This is a genomic window from Leifsonia sp. AG29 (assembly GCF_009765225.1).
GTDB lineage: Bacteria > Actinomycetota > Actinomycetes > Actinomycetales > Microbacteriaceae > Leifsonia.
This window is the reverse complement of sequence record NZ_VMSF01000001.1, coordinates 238,334-255,702: the sequence shown is the minus strand read 5'-3', so window position 1 is coordinate 255,702 and position 17,369 is coordinate 238,334. Positions and strand designations below refer to the sequence as shown.

Genomic DNA, 17,369 nt, shown 5'->3' with positions numbered 1-17,369 from the left:
TCCCTCGAGCGTTGACCACGCTAGCGGACCGGTTCCGGCGGCAGCACCGTGTAGCGGAGGCGCGCGAACTGCCCGATGGCGGAGGCGGACTCGAGCCGCAGGCGCTCGGGGCCGACGCGCCGCGGGAACAGGGGCGCGCCTCCGGGCAGCACGGCCGGGGCGATCGACACCGCCAGCTCGTCGAGCGCCCCAGCGTCGAAGAATTGACCGGCCAGGTCACCGCCGCCGACGACCCAGATGTCGCCCCCCGCGGCCGCCTCGCGGATGGCCGGGAGGGCGTCGTCGACCGAGCCGGAGACGAACCGGATGTCGGCGCCCTCCGGCACGGGCAGCTCGTGGTGGGTGAAGACGAACGCCGGCTTCGTGCCGTGGAACTCCTGCCACCGCTCGGGGTGCGCGAGGATGTCGGTCTCGCGCAGGACCCACTCGTAGGTGGTGCGCCCCTCCACCATCACGGCGGCACCCGACGGCACCAGGCCCTCCGCGGGCTCGTCCCCTCCGGGCACGGCGAACAGCCACGCCAGCGAATCGTTCTCGTCCGCGATCCACCCGTTGATGGTCGCGGCGGTGTCGAAGATGATCCTCCCCATGCCGCGACGGTACCGCGCACCGCCGACACGGTGGGAGCATGGCCGCATGGATGCCGTCGACGCCCTGAACGAGATCGCCTTCTGGCTGGAGCGCGAGCTCGCTCCGACTTTCAAGGTGCAGGCGTTCCGCCGCGCCGCCGCCACGATCGCGCCGCTCGACCAGGAGGAGCTCGGCCGCCGCGTCGCGGACGGTCGCCTCAAGCGCACCAAGGGCATCGGCGACCGCACCTTCCAGGTGATCTCCCAGGCGGTGGAGGGACAGGTCCCCGAGTACCTCGCCGCCCTCCGCGAGCGCAACGCGGCTCCCCTCGACTCCGGCGGGACCGATCTCCTCGCGCAGCTGCGCGGCGACCTCCACAGCCACACGGAGTGGTCGGACGGCACCGTGCCGATCGAGGTGATGGCCGCCGCGGCCGCCACCCTCGGCCGCGAGTACCAGGCGATCACGGACCACTCCCCCACACTCACGGTCGCGAGCGGTCTCAGCGCCGAACGCCTCGCCGATCAGCTGGAGGCGATCGCCGCTCTGCCGGCCGTCTCGCGGGCCGACGGCGGAACCGTGACGCTGCTGACCGGCATCGAGGTGGACATCCTCGAAGACGGCACGCTCGACCAGACCCCGGACCTGCTCGGCCGGCTGGACGTCGTCGTCGGGAGCGTCCACTCCAAGCTGCGCGCCGACAGCCGCACCATGACCGCGCGGATGCTGGGCGGCGTCCGCGACCCGCACACGAACGTGCTCGGCCACGTGACCGGGCGTCTCGTGCAAGGGTCGCGCGGAACCCGACCGCCCTCGGAGTTCGACGCTGACGCGGTGTTCGCGGAATGCGCCTCCCACCAGGTCGCGCTCGAGATCAACTCGCGGCCCGAGCGCCAGGACCCGCCCGACGACCTCATCCAGCGCGCGCTCGACGCCGAGTGCCTCTTCTCGATCGACACCGACGCGCACGCGCCCGGCCAGCTCGACTTCCTGTCCTACGGGGCGGCGCGAGCAGCGGCCAACGGTGTGCCCGCAGAGCGCATCATCACCACGTGGCCGCTGGAGCGATTGCGCGGGTTCCTCGCGAAAGGGTGAGGGGGCGGCCTGCGTTTCTGGGGCCGCGCCTCCCTTCGCTCGAGGTGCTCGCAGCTGCGCACGACACGCCGCACGACACCGCACCTACGAGCACCTCGACGCCGGCACGCGGAGGCGCGGAGCCACGGGGAGCCCGCCCCGCGCGCCCGTGAACCCTACAGCCCCCAGGCCGACGCGGGCGCCTGCACGATCTGCACGGGCGCCGTGCTCCAGTGCGCCCCGTACGCGTAGTGGCTGGACGCCCACGGCGACGCCCAGATCGCGGCGGCGGTGGCGTTCGCGTCGTTGCCCGCGACGAGGCCGGCCACCACGGCCGGGTAGCCGCGCTGCAGGTTCTTCGCGCAGTACTCGGCGGCCGTGATGAGGTCGGGGTAGCTGCCGAGCCCGGCACCGCCTCCCGAGCCGTAGCCGTTGTTGAGGGGGTTGTTGCGGTTCCACCAGTCGGGCGGCCCGTTCTCCTGGCGCATCCACCGCAGCATGACGGTGACGTTCGCGTCGGTCTGCTGCCACCCGCCGAACATGAGCACGAGCCGCGCCCACGACTCGTTGGTCCCCTGGCGCGCGAGGGTCTGGAGGCCGTCCGTCGCGTTCAGGTTGTCGCGGTTGATGGGAGGCGCGGCGATGGTCGCGTCGACCGCGAGCCGCTGGACGGGGGCGACCGGCCCCGGGTGCCCGGGCGCCACGACGGTCGCCGGGGCCATCACGAGGGTCGCGGCCAGCGCATCGTCGGTGGGGACGATCGAGAACCCGCAGACCAGCCCGATCACCGCAAGGGCGACGCCGAGCCGGCGGTGCAGCGGGAGGCGGAGCGGTCTGCGCCCCTGCGGCCTCCGTGCCGGGGCGCTGCGGGGCGCTCGCGTGCCTCCCGCGGGCGCGGCGCGGCGGCGGCCGGACGAGCGACGGCCGCGAGCGCGTGCGGGCAGGGGGGCGGACTGCATACCCGATGTAGGGTACCAGGGCCCCGCCGAACCGGTACCCTGAGCCCCGTCCCGGCCGCCGCCGGCGACATCGGCCCGCCGCCCGATCACGCCGCGGAGGCGTCCCCGCCGCCCGCCACGGCCGGGTCGGCCACGACCAGCGGCACCGCCCGCGCGCGGCGCTCCCGCACGTCCGCCACGGTCATGGCGGCGACGCACACCGCGATCCCGGCGAACAGCACGAGGCTGACCGGTCCGGTGCCGAGGTCCAGACCGCCGCGGGCGTGCGACACGGCGAGCCAGTCGGCGAAGGAGGCACCGAGCGGCCGGGTGAGCACGTACGCGATCCAGAACGCGGCGACGCTGCCCAGACCCCACCAGCGGTAGGCGATGCCCGGCAGGGCGAAGAGCACCGCGAACACGACGCCCGAGAGCAGGTAACCCATGCCGAACGTCACCGCGGTGAGGTCGCCGACAGCGGTGCCGAGCGCAAAGGTCGCGAGCACCGCGCACCAGTAGAACGCCTCCCGGGCCCTGGTGTCGATGCTGTGCACCGAGAGCGTGCGCTGGGTGCGGTACCAGACCGTGAAGATGACTGCCAGCGCCACAGCCAGGACGAGCGTGGAGACGAGGTACGGGACTCCGAGTTCGACGTGGAGCACGTCGGCGACCATCGTCCCGAAGACGGCCACCATGAGCACGGCCGCCCAGTAGAGCCACGGGATGTACCGGCGCGCGGCGAACTGCCCGGCGAGCACCACCGCGAAGACGACGAACGCCGCGCACACCGCCAGGACCGGGTCGAAGTGCTTCACGAGGTAGTCCGACGCGGTCTCGCCCATCGCGGTCGTCAGCAGCTTCGTGACCCAGAACAGGACGGTGAGCTGAGGGACCTTCGTACGGAGCATCCCCCCAGCCTGCCGAACCCGCACTGGGAGACGCTGGGGCCGCACCCCCGCCTCCCTGAGAACTTCCGCATCCGGGCACTGCCGCCCACCGTCGAGTCCCCATCCGGCGAGTCCCCCAAGAATCCGTCTTCGGCAGCCGAATTCGTGAACTCTTGGGGGACTCGACGGATGGGGGCCGGCCCGCCCGCGGGCGCAGCGCCGCTCAGCGGCCCGCGTCGTTGAGCCGCGCCAGCAGCTCGGCGAGCCGGCGCACGTCCGCCTCGCCCCACTGCCGGAGGCTGCGGTAGAGCTGCGCCTGGTCGGCGGCGCGCACCTCCCCGACCTTCTCGATCGCCTCCGGTGTCGCGGCGATGAAGCTCGCGCGCCGGTCGGAGGGGTCGGTCCGGCGCTCGACGAAGCCCATGTCCTCGAGCATGCGCACCTGGCGGCTGATGACGCTCTTGTCTGTGTAGAGCATCGCCGCGAGCGCTCCGGCGTGGGTGGGACCGCTGCGGACGATGGCGCTCAGAAGGCGGAACCCTCCCGGCTGGAGGTCCGGGTGGATGCGGGCCGCCCGGTCGCGCATCGACATGCTCACCTGCGTGAACAGCCGGGTGAACTGCTCCTCGACGGCGGCGATGGCCTCGTCGGTGCCCGGGTCCGCGGGGAGGGAGGCGGCCGCCGCCGCCTCCCCTGCCGTCTGCTTCATGGCCGCGATCATAACGCGGCCGGTCAGCGGTCTTGTTGGGCGCGGAGGGCGGCGGTCGATCCCGTTGCGGGCGCCCCGACGAGCGCTTCGGCCACCTCGACCGCGTCGACCTCCGCGGCGGCCAGCGCGGGTCGCGCCGGCCTCGCGGGTCGCGCGGACCGCGCCGACGAGCGCACAGCGGCATCGGCCGGGGCGTCGCCCTCCTGCATCCGCTCGATCGCCGTCTTCGTGCCGAGCTTCTGGTTGGGGAGGAACAGGATCGCGATGATCGTGACCACCGCGAGCGGCACGGCGACGAGGAAGATGTCGGCGACGGACTGCCCGTAGACCGACTCGATGATGACGCGCACCCCCTCCGGCAGCTTCGACACCTCGGGCAGCTGGCCGCTCTGCAGCGACTGCGCCACCTCGAGACCCTGCTTGCCGAGCTTGGCGATCGCCGTCTGGAGGTCGGCCTTCCGGTCGGCGAGGAGGTTCGTCACCGTCGTTCCGAGGATGCTCCCCATCACCGAGACGCCGATCGTGCCTCCGAGGCTCCGGAAGAAGGCGACGTTCGAGCTCGCCGCCCCGAGCTGCTCGGGGCGTACCGTGTTCTGCACGATGAGGACGAGGTTCTGCATGACCATGCCGACGCCCGCGCCGAGGATCAGCATGTAGACCGAGACGAGGAGGTAGTCGGTGTCGTACTCGATCGTGCTCATCAGGAACAGGCCGACGGTGAGGAGGATCGACCCCGTCACCATGAACGCCTTCCACTTGCCGAACCGGCTGATCAGGTTGCCGACGATCATCGACGAGAGCAGCAGGCCGAAGATCATCGGCAGGGTGAGGAGGCCCGACTCGGTCGGAGTCGCACCCCGCGCCAGCTGCATGTACTGACCGAGGAACACCGACGTGCCGAACATGGCGACGCCGACCGAGATGGAGGCGATGACCGCCAGGGTGAAGGTCCGGTTCTTGAACATCCCCATCGGGATGATGGGCTCCTTCACGACCAGCTCGGTGACGACGGTGGCGGCGAGGAGGACGACGGCGCCTCCGACCATCCAGACCGTCTGAGCGCTCCACCAGTCGAAGTCCTTGCCGGCGAGCGACACCCAGATGAGAAGGAGGGACACGCCCGCAGCGAGCAGGATCGCCCCGAGGTAGTCGATGCGGACCCTGTCGCGCCGCCGGTCGGGCAGCTTCAGCGTGACCTGAAGGAGGATGACCGCGACGACCGCGACGGGAACCCCGACGAAGAAGTTCCAGCGCCAGCCGACGGAGTCGGTGAGCAGGCCGCCGATGAGCGGGCCGCCGACCGTGCCGACCGCCATGATCCCGCCGAAGAGGCCCATGTAGCGGCCGCGCTCCCGCGGGCTGATGATGTCGGCCATGATGATCTGGCTGAGAGCCGTGAGACCTCCGGCGCCGAGCCCCTGGACGACGCGGAACCCGATGAGCATGTCGGTGTTCTGCGAGAAGCCGGCGAGCGCCGAGCCGACCACGAAGATGCCGAGCGCGAGCTGGATGAGCAGCTTGCGGTTGAGGAGGTCGGCGAGCTTGCCCCAGATCGGCGTCGACACGGTCGTGGCGAGCAGGGTGCTCGTGACGACCCACGTGTAGGCGGTCTGGTCGCCGTGCAGCTCGGAGATGATCCGCGGCATGGAGGTGGAGACGACGGTGCCGGCGAGGATCGAGACGAACATGCCGAGGAGGAGTCCGGAGAGGGATTCGAGCACCTGCCGGTGCGACATTCTCGCCGCGGGCGCCTCGTCGACTCCGGTGAGAGTTACTGACATGTGTGTCCTTCGCATAATTGGTTGACGACTATCAACGATATATAATTAGATGACCGATATCAACTAACAATCTGCACCAACGCAAAATTTCCGACTATGCACACTTCTTCGCAGCCCTCCTCCGCCCTCCCGGGACTCCGGGAGCGCAAGAAGGCGCAGACGCGCTCCGAACTGGAGCGCGCAGCCGTCTCGCTCGCCCTGGAACGCGACTTCGACACCGTCACCGTCGACGAGATCTGCGCGTGCGTCCCGGTCTCTCACCGCACCTTCTTCAACTACTTCGACAGCAAGGAGGACGCGCTCTTCGGCATCCGCCGCGCCTGGGGCGACCCGGACCTGGTCGCCCAGCAGCTGGCGGCGGAGTACGACGGCAGTGTGCTGGCGGCCGTGGTGGAAACGCTGTTCCGCTCCCTCCCGGCCGAGCACAGCGAGCCGGGGCTGCAGGCCTCCCGGCTGCTCATCGCCTCCCGCCACCCCGGCCTCGTCGACGTCCGGACGCGCCGCCTGGAGAGCCTGCGCGCGGGACTCGTCTCCGCCGTGGCCGGGCTCATCGCGCGCGAGCGCCCGGAGATCGCGGCGCTCGACTCGTCGATCGACGGGGAGGCGATGGCCGAGCTGCTCGTGGTGACCGCGATCGCCGCCGTGCGGGTCGCCGTCCGCGAATGGGCGGCCGACGGCGCCCGCGGCGACATCGCCGACGTCTCCGCCCGGGCGACGCGGGTCGCGGGCGCCCTGGCCCCGCTCCTCCAGCCCCTCGCCTGAACGCTCTCGCAGCGGAGCGCCACGCGGGCCGGGCGCTCCTCGCAGCCGTCATCGCGTAGCGTCGGGGTGTGAACTCTGCCCTGCTCCGCATCCCGCGCCACTGGATCGTCTGGACCGTCGTCCTCTTCGTGCTCACGTTCGGGCTCGGCTTCGCGGCGAAGGCCGTCCCCGCCCTGCGGTTCGACAGCCTCGACGCGAGCGTGAACCGGGTCAACTCGAGTCTGCTCGACAGCCTGGCGCTGGTCCTCGACCGCCTGGATCAACCGGTCGTCGTCGCGGTGATCCTCGTGATCGTGTTCGTCATCCTGCTGTTCCTGACCGGGTGGAGGCGCGCCCTCGGCGTGTGTGTGGTCACCGGCTTCGGCTGGATCACGACGCTCGTCGTGAAGACCGTCGTCGCCCAGCCCCGCCCGACCACGCAGGGGCTCACCCACCTCCTCCACGTGAACCCGGCCACGCTCAGCTACCCGAGCGGGCATGTGGTCTTCGCGACCGCCCTCGTCGCCGCGCTCGTGATGGCGTGCCGCACGGTGGGGGTCCGCACCGCGGTGCTCATCGTCGGCATCCTGTTCATCCTCCTGGTGTGCTGGTCGCGGCTCTATGTGGGCGTGCACTACGGCACGGACGTCGTCGGCGGCGTGCTCAACGGCGTGGCCGGGGCTGTGCTGTTCGCGGGCCTCTGGAACCTCTTCGCCGGCCGGTTCCTCGGAGGTCGCACGCGCCGCACCGCCTGAACGCAGCGTTCACCGGAGGTTCGGATTTCCACACTCCCCGTCGGGGGCGGGCTCGGCCGACCTGCGGGTACTGGCAGAGCGCCTCGACCTGCGCGACGCCATCCACGTCGGGCACTCGACGGGTGGCGGGGAGGTCGCTCACTACATCGTGACGTACGGCGAGGACCGCGTCGCCCGCGCGGTGCTGATCAGCGCGGTCCCGCCGATCATGGTGCAGACGGAGAGCAACCCCGGCGGCCTGCCGAAGAGCGTCTTCGACGGCCTGCAGGCGCAGCTCGCCGCCAACCGCTCCGTCTTCTACCGCGACCTGGCCGCGGGGCCGTTCTACGGCTTCAACCGCGAGGGCGTCGAGCCGTCGGAGGCCATCATCGAGAACTGGTGGCGACAGGGGGTGACGGGAGGCGCCAAGGCGCACTACGACGGCATCGTCGCGTTCTCGCAGACCGACTTCACCGAGGACCTCAAGAAGATCTCCGTTCCGGTCCTCGTCATGCACGGCGAGGACGACCAGATCGTCCCCTTCGCGGACTCGGGCACTCTCTCGGTCAAGCTCGTGCAGAACGGCACCCTGAAGTCGTACCCGGGGTTCCCCCACGGCATGCCCACCACGCAGGCCGACACGATCAACGCCGACCTGCTGGCCTGGCTCCAGTCCTGAGGCGGCATACTCGTCTGCATGACCCCCGCCAGCCTCCTCGCCTTCGCCGGGCTCTGCGTCGTCCTCGCGGTCACTCCCGGGCCGGACACCTTCCTCGTCCTGCGCTTCAGCCTCTCGAGGCCGGCGGCGGGGCTGGCGGCGTCGGCGGGGTCCGCGATCGGGTCCGTCGCGTGGGCGGCGGCGGTCGCCCTCGGTCTCGCCGCGCTGCTGGAGCAGTCGGCCGAGATCTACCGGATCGTGAAGATCGTGGGCGGCCTGTACCTGATCTATCTGGGCATCGCCGCGTTCGTCGCGAGCAGGAGGCGCGCGACCGCCGGCATCGAGCCGACGACGCGCCGCACCTCCCTCTGGTCGGGCTTCTCGGCCGGGGCCGTGTCGACGATGCTGAACCCGAAGGTGGGGCTCTTCTTCCTGGCGGTGGCCCCGCAGTTCATCCCGCATGACGGCTCCGCCATCGGCAGCACGCTGATCCTCGGCGCCACCTACGCCTGCATCGGCTCGCTCTACCTCGCTGGCGTCGCGCTCCTGGCGTCCCGAGCCGTGGCGTGGCTGCGGCGCCCGGCCGTCACGACGTGGCTGGAGCGGGTGTCGGCGGGGATCCTCGCCGCCCTCGGACTCGGGACGATCGCGCTCAGCGTCGAGTAACGGGCCCGCAGCGCGAAGGCACCGCGTCCGGCAACACGCCGGCGCCAGCACCGGCGCTCCCCCTCGCGCCGGGCGGGAACGTCCCCGGCTCATGCCCCCGCTCGAGCCGGGGCGTTCTCCCCCGCGACGGCTGGGCCGTCGGTCTCCCCGCTATAGAACATACGGGGTGCCCTGTTTTTAATGCAAGTAAAGGGTCGGTGACGCGGCGGTGACGCGCGTCATCCGTCGAGCGACGACCGCACCATCCGCCACAGCCTCGCAACGTCGTCGTGGAGACCGTCCAGCCGGCCGAGTTCGTCCGCGATCATGTACGCGCCGAAGAACGCCTGCACCACGACGACCGCGATCTCGTCGGGGTCGAACCGCCGGCTCGTCCCCTCCTCCAGGTCTTGGGCGAGCAGCCCGCCGATGATGCCGCGCCAGCGGTCGTACGGGTTGTCGTCGACCGGGGGCGGCAGCACCGTTTGGCTGAGCTTCATGGCGGCCCTCACTCGGACATCGCCGACGAAGATGGCCGCGACCCGCTGGGTGAGCTCCTCCGCCGCCGCGATGCCGCGCAGCCCGGACTGAGCGACCGCGTCGATGATCACCGGCCAGTTCGCGTACTTCTCCTCGACCAGGGCTCGCGCGAGGTCGAGCTTGGAGCGGAAGTGGAAGTACACGGCGCCCTTGGTGGCGCCCGTCCGCTCGACGATGCGCTCCAGACGGGCGCCCTCGTACCCGTGCTCGTCGAATTCCACGGCGGCCGCGTCGAGGATCGTGACGCGGGTCCGCTCTGCGCGTTCCTGTCTCGGCATGCCGCTGCGGCCTGTCTGCTTAGGGAGGGGTGGGACGAGTTGACGATAGCGTGCCGGCGGCCCTCAGGAGGCGCGCCACAAGACCCTTCTCACAAGGTCCACAAGAACGCGCCGTCTACGGCAGACAGGTCGTTCATCCCCAGAAATGACCTGATCAACGGATGAAAAGCGAGTCACCCTCGCTCATCCTCGCGGCGCGAGGGTCCCGCGCACGATGCTGTCGCCGGAGTGCGCAGGATTGCCGTCGAGCGGCTGCTGCGAGACGTCGACCACCGGGTAGTCGGCCGCCGAGATGTTGGGAGGCATGACGAACCGTCCCTCCGAACCGTCGAGGAGCCCCACGCTGATCGACTTCGTCAGCTCGCGGTTCATGAGCCACACCTCCCGGAAATGACCCGACCCCGACGCCGTCGCCGGCGACGCCAGCTGCACGTCGAGGACGGTGGTCCCGTCCGGTTCGCGTTCCATCGTCGCCGACCCGTTCGACGACGACCAGGCCGGCAATCCGGCGAGCGCTGCGTGCGCCTCCACCGTCGCCCCCGGCCGCAAGACGAGCACGAGCGCAGCGCCGGCAGCGATGAGGACGACTGCGGCCGCGGCGATCAGCATGGTGAAGCGCGGAAGGCGACGGCGCGGTCTCCGCGGGCGCTGTGCGGGTACCCGGTCCGACAGGCTGACGACGGGAGCCGGCGCGACGGCGCCCGCCTCCACCTCCTCACGGATCCGGTCCCACACGCGGGTCGGAGGGTCGACGAGCTCCAGTTCGAACTCACCGTTCTCGCGCACAGCACGGGTCACCCGGGTGAGCCGGTCGAGCTCCGACCGGCACGCCGGGCAGGTCATCACGTGATCGACGTCGGCCTCCGACACGTCCGTCTCGCCCAGGGCCAGCATGGCGATGACGTCGGGATCGCTATGACTCATCCGCGTCCTCCAGCCGCGCTCGGAGCCGGAGCAGGCTCCGGCGGATGTGACTCTTGACGGTGCCGAGCGGCAGACCCAGCTTGGCCGCGATCTGCGTGTGGGTGAGCCGGTCGTAGAAGGCGAGCCGCATGATCTGCTGCGGTACCGGCTCCAGCCGCTCGAGCTCCTGCGTCATGGCGACGCTGTCGGCGATCTGGTCCGTCCAGTTCAGGGACTGCAGGTAGACCGCCTCCATGAGCGCCTCGAGCTCGCGCTGCCGCCTGACCCGCGCCTCGTGCGCGTCGACGATCTTGTGGCGCGTGATCGCCATGAGCCACGTGGCGAGCTTCGCCCGCTCCGGGTCGAACGACTGCCGCCCCTGCCACGCGGCGACGAAGACCTGCTGAGTCACGTCCTCCGCATCGGAGGCGTTGCCGAGGGACCGCAGCGCGAGCGAGTAGACCAGGCGCCCCCAGCGCTGGTACATCCGCTCGATCGCGTCCACCTCCCCGGACCGCAGCCCGGCGACGAGGGAGCGCTCCGTCTCGTCCACACCCTCATCATCGTGCCGGGAGGCACGGCGCACCAGATCTCAGGATCCGCTGCATCCGTTCTGGCAGAAACACCGAAGGTTTAGGTGAAGGAGGGAGATCTTCGCCATGACTCTGACCCAGACCCAGCCGCAGACGCCCCAGGAGAGCGCCCCGGCCACTCCGCTGCAGCAGGTGACCGCCGACGACATCGCACTCGCCGTCTCGGCCCTCTACGACTCCGGCTCGCTCCCGGCCGTCGAGGACATCGCCCGGCTGATCGCCGGAAGCAACCGCCGCGAGCGCGCCGTCATCACCGGCTTCTTCCGCCGGCTCGGGGCGGCCTGAACCGGCGGCTCGACGCGCTAGACGCGGTCGACGGCCCGGACGGGCCGGGACTCCCGGGCGGCGAGATGCCCGAGCACGGCCGCGCCTCCGGTGATCACCGTGGCGAGCCCGAGCGGCACAGCGATGTGGAGGCGCAGCAGCGCCGCCCCGGTCAGCGCGCCGAGCGCGATGAGCACGACCGCCGCGGCTCGGCGCCTCCACGGCTGGCCGCGGCCCCCGGCGAGCCACGAGTCCGCGGCCAGACCGGTGATGGTGGACGTGACGACCACCGTCGTCACGTCCTTGACGGCGAGGTGGCGCGCAACGGCCGCCTGGAAGCCCATGGAGGCGGCGAGCAGCATGGTTATGACGAGCTCCCACGGCTTCGGAGGAACGCCTCCCGCGATGAGGGCGACCACGGTCAGGACGAAGAGCGCAGCGGCGACAGCGGTGAACGACCAGCTCGTCCGCGAGTTCCAGCCCTCGTGCTCGCGGCGGAGCGTCCGACCTCCGACGACCGCGCCCGCCATGAACGCGAACAGCGCCAGCAGCGGACCCACCCACGGGAGGTGCTCGGCGCCCACGAGCGCCATGCCCAGGATGACGACGTTGCCCGTCATGTTGCCCGCGAAGACCTTGTCGAGACCGAGGTAGCCGACCGCGTCGACGATGCCGGTCGAGAACGTGAGGGCGAGCATGAGCACGAGCGTCATGTCCCGCTGCCGTCTGGTGTCGTCCGTCATCCGTTCCGTTCCTCCTCGTTCCGCCCCGGCCCGCGTACCAGGCTAGCCTCCACCTGGAAAAGCGCCCTGAGATCGCGCGGCCCAGCGGTCCCGCGGGCGCCGGACCCGGTATTCTGAGAGAACTCAAGGGGAGTACTCCCACCGGCAGCGGTTCCGTCAGTACGGGTGCCTTCGGCACCCCGGTCCGCGGCCCGGTCGCATCGGTCGGTGCGAGCGGGTGGAGGAGACCTTGGCGTCATCGTCCACGCCTACCCTTGGAGTCCCGGTGCAGGTCACCCCCGTCGTCTGGATCGTCACCATCGCCGTCACGATCGCGTTCTTCGTCTACGAGTTCTTCAGCCACGTCCGAAAGCCGCACGAGCCGACGATCGCCGAGTCGGCTCGGTGGTCGGCGTTCTACATCGGCCTCGCGCTGCTCTTCGGCGTGGGCGTCGGCATGGTCTCGGGCTGGAGCTTCGGCGGCGAGTACTTCGCCGGGTACCTCACCGAGAAGGTCCTGTCGGTCGACAACCTGTTCGTGTTCCTGATGATCATGTCCACCTTCGCCGTGCCGAAGGCGTACCAGCAGAAGGTGCTCATGATCGGCATCGTCATCGCCCTGGTCCTGCGCGGCGGGTTCATCGCCGTGGGGGCGGCGCTGATCGCCAACTTCTCCTGGGTCTTCTACGTCTTCGGGGCGTTCCTGCTGTTCCTGGCCTGGCAGCAGGCGTTCTCGCAGCACTCCTCCGACCCTGCCGACGGCCGCCTCATGCGGTTCGTCCGGAGGCGCCTCCCGGTCACCGAGGAGTTCCACGGCGACCGCCTCACCGTGAAGCTCGACGGCCGCCGCTTCGTCACGCCCCTGCTGCTGACGGTGCTCGCCATCAGCGTGGTCGACGTCGTCTTCGCCGTCGACTCGATCCCGGCCATCTACGGGCTGACGAGCGAGGCCTACATCGTGTTCACGGCGAACGCCTTCGCGCTCATGGGGCTGCGGCAGCTCTTCTTCCTGGTGGGCGGCCTGCTCGAGCGTCTCGTCTACCTCGCCCAGGGGATGGCCGTGATCCTCGCCTTCATCGGCGTCAAGCTGGTCTTCCACGCCCTGCATGTGAACGAGCTGCCGTTCATCAACGGCGGCCGGCACGTGGAGTGGGTCCCCGAGATCCCGATCTGGTTCTCGCTCGTCTTCATCGGGGCGACCATCGCGGTCGCGGCGGTCGCCAGTCTGGCGAAGACGCGGGCGGAACAGGCCGTCTCGTCGAATACCTCCTCAGACTGACGCCGCGGGCCGCCGGGAGGCGCATCCTGGGCTCATGTGGATCCGCAGGAGCCTCCTCGCCGTCGCGCTGTACGCGCTCTTCGTCCTCGCGCTCGGAACCGTGTACATCGTGGCGCAGCACGACGGCCGCAGCTCGGCCGAGGACGCACCACGCGCCCTCCTCTCCTCTGCCCGAAGCACCGGGGGCACAGGGGCCGTCGACGCGGCCGGGCAGCCCCGCCGACGTGACCTCGCCCACGATCAGGGCGTCTTCTGGATCCGCTACGACTCGAGCAACCAGCCGACGGCCGGGAACGGACTCCTCCACGGCAGCCTCGCGGTCGTCCCTCCCGGAGTGCTCGATTCAGCCCGGGAACGCGGCCAGGACGCCGTCACATGGCAGCCCGAGCCCGGTCTGCGTTTCGCCATCGTGGCGCAGCCCACGACGCACGGCGGAGTCGTCATCGCCGGGCAATCGCTGCAGCGAACGGAGCTGAGAGCCGAGCAGACCCTCCTCTATGTCATGCTCGCGCTCCTCGGCGGGCTCGCCGTCGTCGTGGCCTGGGTCGTCGTCGACTGGCTCGTCTCGCGCCCGCGACCCTGGCCCGATCGCGCCGGACGAGCCTAGTGTGGCGGCATGAGCCCGTCGTCGAAGTCCGAGACGTTCATCGAGGTCGGCGGTGAGGAGGTGCGCATCTCCAGCCCCGACAAGGTCGTCTTCCCGGAACCAGGGCTGACGAAGCTCGACCTCGCCCGGTACTACGTGGCCGTGGCGGACGGCGCCCTTCGCGGTGCCGGAGGGCGGCCCATGGTTCTGAAGCGCTTCGTGAAGGGGCTGACGCAGGAGCCGTTCTTCCAGAAGCGTGTTCCGGAGGGGCATCCCGCGTACATCGGCACGGCCACGCTCCGCTATGCGAGCGGCACATCCGCCGAGGAGGCGGTGGTCCGCGACGCAGCCGGCCTGGCGTGGGTCTCGAACCTCGGGTGTCTCGACCTCAACCCCCACGCGGTGCGCGCGGAGGACCTCGACCACCCGGACGAGCTGCGGGTCGACCTCGACCCGATGCCCGGCGTCGACTGGTCGCAGATCGTCGACGTCGCGTTCGTCGCGCGCGAGGTGCTCGCGGACCACGGGCTGGTGGGGTGGCCGAAGACGAGCGGATCGCGCGGCCTGCACATCCTCGTCCGGATCGAGCCCCGCTGGGGGTTCGCCGATGTGCGCCTCGCGGCCGAGACCCTGGCGCGCGAGGTCGAGAACCGGGCCCCCGGTCTCGCCACCGCCCGCTGGTGGAAGGAGGAGCGCGGCGAGAGCGTGTTCGTCGACTTCAATCAGAACGCGAAGGACAGGACCGTCGCGTCCGCCTACTCGATCCGCCCGCTGCCCGACGCCCGGGTGTCGACGCCGCTCGACTGGGAGGAGGTGCGCTCGCGCCGCCCGGAGGAGTTCACCGTGCCCACCGTGCTCGAGCGGTTCGCCGACCGCGGCGACCCGCACGCCGGGATCGACGGCGCCGCGGGCTCGCTCGACGCCCTCCTGGAGCTGGCGAAGCGGCTAGGCCCGGCGGAGAAGCCCCCTCGCGGCGGCGACGGCGGGGGGCGCCGCGTCTCGCAGATGCCGCTGATCGAGGTCGCCCGCACGAAGACGAAGCCGGAGGCGCTCGAGGCCCTCGAGCAGTGGAAGGCCGCCCACGCGGAGGCCGCCGCGCTCCTCCACCCGGCCGACGAGCTCGTCGACGGCATGCGCGGCTCGAGCTCGCTCTGGTACCGGGTGCGGATCAATCTCCAGCACGTGCCGGAGGCGCAGCGCCCCGGCCAGGAGGAGCTGGTCGCCGACTACGATCCGTGGTCCGGGAGGGACTGGCCCGGACGTCCCTGACGCAGCCGATCGGCCGCCTCGTATTTTGGAATATCAGAACCGGCTGCTACTCTGGGAGGGATTGTGAAATTCTAGTACGTCACAACGAGAGGAAGACATGACGAAGCGCGACCTCATCTATCTGGGCTGGCAGGGCTTCCGCAACTTCGGCGACGACCTGCTGCACGAGACCTGGCGCGCCGCCCTGGATCACCCTCTCGACGTCTGCGCCCCGCTCGGCCGCGACTACCTCCGCCGGGCCCCCTCCGTCGCAGTCGCGCGGCTTCGGGGTCTGGGGCGGGAGCGTCTCGTGCTCCTGGGCGGAGGGACGACCGTCGGCTTCGCGAACTGGGGGCGCAACGCTCGCCGGGCTCTGCGGGCCTACGGCGCGGACGCGCTCGTCGTCGCCGGTGCCGGCATCGCTGCCCGCGACGACGCTCACGCGCTCTCGACCCAGGAGCAGGACTGGTCGGAGTGGAAGGCGATCGACGAGGTCGCCCTCTTCGGCGTCCGCGGCCCGATCAGCGCCCGGGAGGCGACCGACTTCTGGCGCCGCGCCTCCATCGTCGGCGACCCGGCCCTGCTCTACCCGCGGGTCCGCCCGGTGGAGAGGCCGGGGGACCCGTTCCTCGGGGTCTCGATCGGCGCGGGTGGTCGCACCCGGTTCGACCTCGACGCCCTCGCGGAGGCGATCGAGGAACTGCGCGTGCTGACCGGCGTCATGCCGGTCCGCATCTTCCAACTCGCCGACGAGGACGCCACGGTATGCGAGGCCCTCCGGGACCGGCTCGGCGGGTTCCGGGTCATCCGGACCTACCGGGGCGACGTCCACGAGACCATGACCGATCTGTCGTCGGCGGCGCTCCTCATCTCGGAGCGACTGCATGGCGGGGTCGCCGCGGTCGCGCTCGGGGTCCCGACGGTCTCGCTGGCCTACGCCTCCAAGTGCGACGACTTCTGGAGGAGCGTCGCACCAGGAACCGACCCGGTCCGGGTGGGCGCGAACGCCGACGACATCGTGGCCGCGGCGTTGAGCGCACTCGATGAGCCGAACCGCCGGAGCACCATGGAGCGGGTGGACGACCTCACCGGGCGGCTCTCCGCCGTGGTGGGGGACCTCGCCGCGTGGCTGCGCGGAGACGTGGCCACGCAGGACTTGGCGGCCGACGCGGGCGCCATCGCGGCCTGACCGCTCGCAAGAGGCTTTCTCCGCCGCGCACCGACCTGGTGCGCGGCGTATCGCGCCGTGCGGCGCCCGGTGCGCGGCTTGTCGCGCCGTGCGGCGACCCGATCAGTCGCGCACAGCGTCCAGCACGCGGTGCGCCGTGTACCGTGCGGCCTCGACGAGCTTCCGCGGTCGAGTGGAGGTGCGGGCCAGGTACGGTCCGATCGGCTCCCGCTCGCCGCCGCTCCATGCCCGCTGCGTGATCGCCCGGCGGTGGCGCTCGTTCTGCCACCAGTAGTCCCAAGCCGGGAACACGCCCGGGACGGCGTACTCGAGCACGAACTCCTCGTGCGGCACGAACCGCCCCGGCTCCCAGCCTCGTGCGAACAGGTCGTAGTCCTCGGCGACGCGGAGCCCCGGGTCGTACCCTCCCACCCGCTCGAACCACTCGCGCCGGAACGCGCTCGCCCCGTGCGCGACGCCCATCTGGCCGCGGAGGAAGTCGTCGTCGACACCGGCCGTCGTGTCGGGCATCACCGGCCAGTGACGCACCTCGCCGCGCGGGGTCCGCGCCTGGATCCGCCCGAAGACGACCTCGGCCGAGGGGGCGCGGCCGAAGGCCGCCGCGTGGGCGCTGAGGCGGCCGGGGAAGGAGCGGTCGTCGGCGTCGCACGGGACGACGACGTCGCCGCGCGCCAGCGAGACACCCGCGTTCCGCGCGTACGCCCGCCCGCGATTCTGCGGCAGCCGCAGCACGCGCACGCGCGGATCGTCGATCGCTGCAGCCGCTTCCGCCGTCCGGTCCGACGAGCCGTCGTCGACGACGACGACCTCGTGCCACCCGGCGTAGTCCTGGGCGAGATTCGACTGGATGGCGTCGCCGATCGTTCCGGCGGCCTGATAGGCCGCGATGACGACGCTGAAGCGCGGCTCGGGCATGCGCCTCCCTCTCGGTTTGCCGGATTGTATGTTGAAATGTTAGCATGCTGTTGCATCACAACACGACTTCCGACCCGAAGCGCCTGGCGATCCGACCGCCGCCCGGGTGAGCCGC

Annotated in this window: 20 protein-coding genes; 10 read left to right on the top strand and 10 right to left on the bottom strand. The window is 71.0% G+C overall.

What is annotated here, in order from left to right; all coding sequences use genetic code 11:
• Nucleotides 1-20 precede the first annotated feature (20 nt).
• Entirely contained in the window at nt 21-590 is a 570-nt protein-coding gene (locus FPT20_RS01240; RefSeq protein WP_158861863.1) for a dihydrofolate reductase family protein, read from the bottom strand.
• A gap of 46 nt (nt 591-636) precedes the next feature.
• On the opposite strand from FPT20_RS01240, the gene FPT20_RS01235 reads away from it, so the two are divergent.
• Nucleotides 637-1,665 (top strand): PHP domain-containing protein, encoded by a 1,029-nt coding sequence (locus tag FPT20_RS01235; RefSeq protein WP_158861862.1) that lies wholly within the window; start codon nt 637-639, stop codon nt 1,663-1,665.
• Nucleotides 1,666-1,820: 155 nt separating this feature from the next.
• Here FPT20_RS01235 and FPT20_RS01230 read toward each other — a convergent pair whose 3' ends face one another.
• The 4 genes from FPT20_RS01230 to FPT20_RS01215 form a co-directional block, all read right to left on the bottom strand.
• Nucleotides 1,821-2,603, bottom strand: a complete 783-nt coding sequence (locus FPT20_RS01230; RefSeq protein WP_233265341.1) for a hypothetical protein — start codon at nt 2,601-2,603, stop codon at nt 1,821-1,823.
• A gap of 86 nt (nt 2,604-2,689) precedes the next feature.
• Complete coding sequence (locus tag FPT20_RS01225) at nt 2,690-3,490, bottom strand: COG4705 family protein (protein WP_158861861.1); 801 nt, start codon at nt 3,488-3,490, stop codon at nt 2,690-2,692.
• 202 nt (nt 3,491-3,692) lie between these two features.
• The gene (locus tag FPT20_RS01220; RefSeq protein ID WP_233265340.1) at nt 3,693-4,178 is read right to left on the bottom strand and encodes a MarR family winged helix-turn-helix transcriptional regulator; all 486 of its coding nucleotides are present in this window, start codon (nt 4,176-4,178) and stop codon (nt 3,693-3,695) included.
• A 23-nt stretch (nt 4,179-4,201) separates the two neighbouring features.
• On the bottom strand, nt 4,202-5,959 hold the full coding sequence (locus tag FPT20_RS01215) for an MDR family MFS transporter (RefSeq protein WP_158861859.1): 1,758 nt from the start codon (nt 5,957-5,959) through the stop codon (nt 4,202-4,204).
• Nucleotides 5,960-6,055: 96 nt separating this feature from the next.
• Between FPT20_RS01215 and FPT20_RS01210 the strand changes: the two genes are divergently transcribed.
• The 4 genes from FPT20_RS01210 to FPT20_RS01195 all read left to right on the top strand — a co-directional run bounded on the left by FPT20_RS01210 (nt 6,056) and on the right by FPT20_RS01195 (nt 8,758).
• Nucleotides 6,056-6,721 carry a TetR/AcrR family transcriptional regulator gene (locus FPT20_RS01210; protein WP_158861858.1) on the top strand — a complete coding sequence of 222 codons (666 nt, stop codon included), beginning with the start codon at nt 6,056-6,058 and terminating at the stop codon, nt 6,719-6,721.
• 68 nt (nt 6,722-6,789) lie between these two features.
• Nucleotides 6,790-7,455 (top strand): phosphatase PAP2 family protein, encoded by a 666-nt coding sequence (locus FPT20_RS01205; RefSeq protein ID WP_158861857.1) that lies wholly within the window; start codon nt 6,790-6,792, stop codon nt 7,453-7,455.
• Nucleotides 7,382-8,113 carry an alpha/beta fold hydrolase gene (locus tag FPT20_RS01200; protein WP_233265613.1) on the top strand — a complete coding sequence of 244 codons (732 nt, stop codon included), beginning with the start codon at nt 7,382-7,384 and terminating at the stop codon, nt 8,111-8,113. The genes FPT20_RS01205 and FPT20_RS01200 overlap by 74 nt, the downstream gene beginning before the upstream one ends.
• Before the next feature lie 18 nt (nt 8,114-8,131).
• On the top strand, nt 8,132-8,758 hold the full coding sequence (locus tag FPT20_RS01195; protein ID WP_158861856.1) for a LysE family translocator: 627 nt from the start codon (nt 8,132-8,134) through the stop codon (nt 8,756-8,758).
• 218 nt (nt 8,759-8,976) lie between these two features.
• Here the strand turns inward: FPT20_RS01195 and FPT20_RS01190 are convergent, their stop codons facing one another.
• The 3 genes from FPT20_RS01190 to FPT20_RS01180 all read right to left on the bottom strand — a co-directional run bounded on the left by FPT20_RS01190 (nt 8,977) and on the right by FPT20_RS01180 (nt 11,011).
• The gene (locus tag FPT20_RS01190) at nt 8,977-9,555 is read right to left on the bottom strand and encodes a TetR/AcrR family transcriptional regulator (protein WP_158861855.1); all 579 of its coding nucleotides are present in this window, start codon (nt 9,553-9,555) and stop codon (nt 8,977-8,979) included.
• A 183-nt stretch (nt 9,556-9,738) separates the two neighbouring features.
• Nucleotides 9,739-10,479 carry an anti-sigma factor gene (locus tag FPT20_RS01185; RefSeq protein WP_158861854.1) on the bottom strand — a complete coding sequence of 247 codons (741 nt, stop codon included), beginning with the start codon at nt 10,477-10,479 and terminating at the stop codon, nt 9,739-9,741.
• Nucleotides 10,469-11,011, bottom strand: coding sequence for a sigma-70 family RNA polymerase sigma factor (locus FPT20_RS01180; RefSeq protein WP_158861853.1), 543 nt, complete (start codon nt 11,009-11,011; stop codon nt 10,469-10,471). Before FPT20_RS01180 ends, FPT20_RS01185 begins: the two co-directional genes overlap by 11 nt.
• Nucleotides 11,012-11,117: 106 nt before the next feature.
• On the opposite strand from FPT20_RS01180, the gene FPT20_RS01175 reads away from it, so the two are divergent.
• The gene (locus tag FPT20_RS01175) at nt 11,118-11,336 is read left to right on the top strand and encodes a hypothetical protein (RefSeq protein WP_158861852.1); all 219 of its coding nucleotides are present in this window, start codon (nt 11,118-11,120) and stop codon (nt 11,334-11,336) included.
• A 17-nt stretch (nt 11,337-11,353) separates the two neighbouring features.
• Here the strand turns inward: FPT20_RS01175 and FPT20_RS01170 are convergent, their stop codons facing one another.
• Nucleotides 11,354-12,058 carry a YoaK family protein gene (locus FPT20_RS01170; protein WP_158861851.1) on the bottom strand — a complete coding sequence of 235 codons (705 nt, stop codon included), beginning with the start codon at nt 12,056-12,058 and terminating at the stop codon, nt 11,354-11,356.
• 265 nt (nt 12,059-12,323) lie between these two features.
• On the opposite strand from FPT20_RS01170, the gene FPT20_RS01165 reads away from it, so the two are divergent.
• From FPT20_RS01165 to FPT20_RS01150, 4 genes are all read left to right on the top strand, one after another.
• Nucleotides 12,324-13,316 carry a TerC family protein gene (locus tag FPT20_RS01165; RefSeq protein WP_158861850.1) on the top strand — a complete coding sequence of 331 codons (993 nt, stop codon included), beginning with the start codon at nt 12,324-12,326 and terminating at the stop codon, nt 13,314-13,316.
• A gap of 34 nt (nt 13,317-13,350) precedes the next feature.
• Nucleotides 13,351-13,923, top strand: coding sequence for a hypothetical protein (locus FPT20_RS01160; RefSeq protein ID WP_158861849.1), 573 nt, complete (start codon nt 13,351-13,353; stop codon nt 13,921-13,923).
• 9 nt (nt 13,924-13,932) lie between these two features.
• Complete coding sequence (locus tag FPT20_RS01155; protein WP_158861848.1) at nt 13,933-15,171, top strand: DNA polymerase domain-containing protein; 1,239 nt, start codon at nt 13,933-13,935, stop codon at nt 15,169-15,171.
• Between the two features lie 97 nt (nt 15,172-15,268).
• Nucleotides 15,269-16,339 (top strand): polysaccharide pyruvyl transferase family protein, encoded by a 1,071-nt coding sequence (locus tag FPT20_RS01150; RefSeq protein WP_158861847.1) that lies wholly within the window; start codon nt 15,269-15,271, stop codon nt 16,337-16,339.
• Nucleotides 16,340-16,441: 102 nt separating this feature from the next.
• Here FPT20_RS01150 and FPT20_RS01145 read toward each other — a convergent pair whose 3' ends face one another.
• Entirely contained in the window at nt 16,442-17,254 is an 813-nt protein-coding gene (locus FPT20_RS01145; protein ID WP_158861846.1) for a glycosyltransferase family 2 protein, read from the bottom strand.
• Nucleotides 17,255-17,369: the final 115 nt, after the last annotated feature.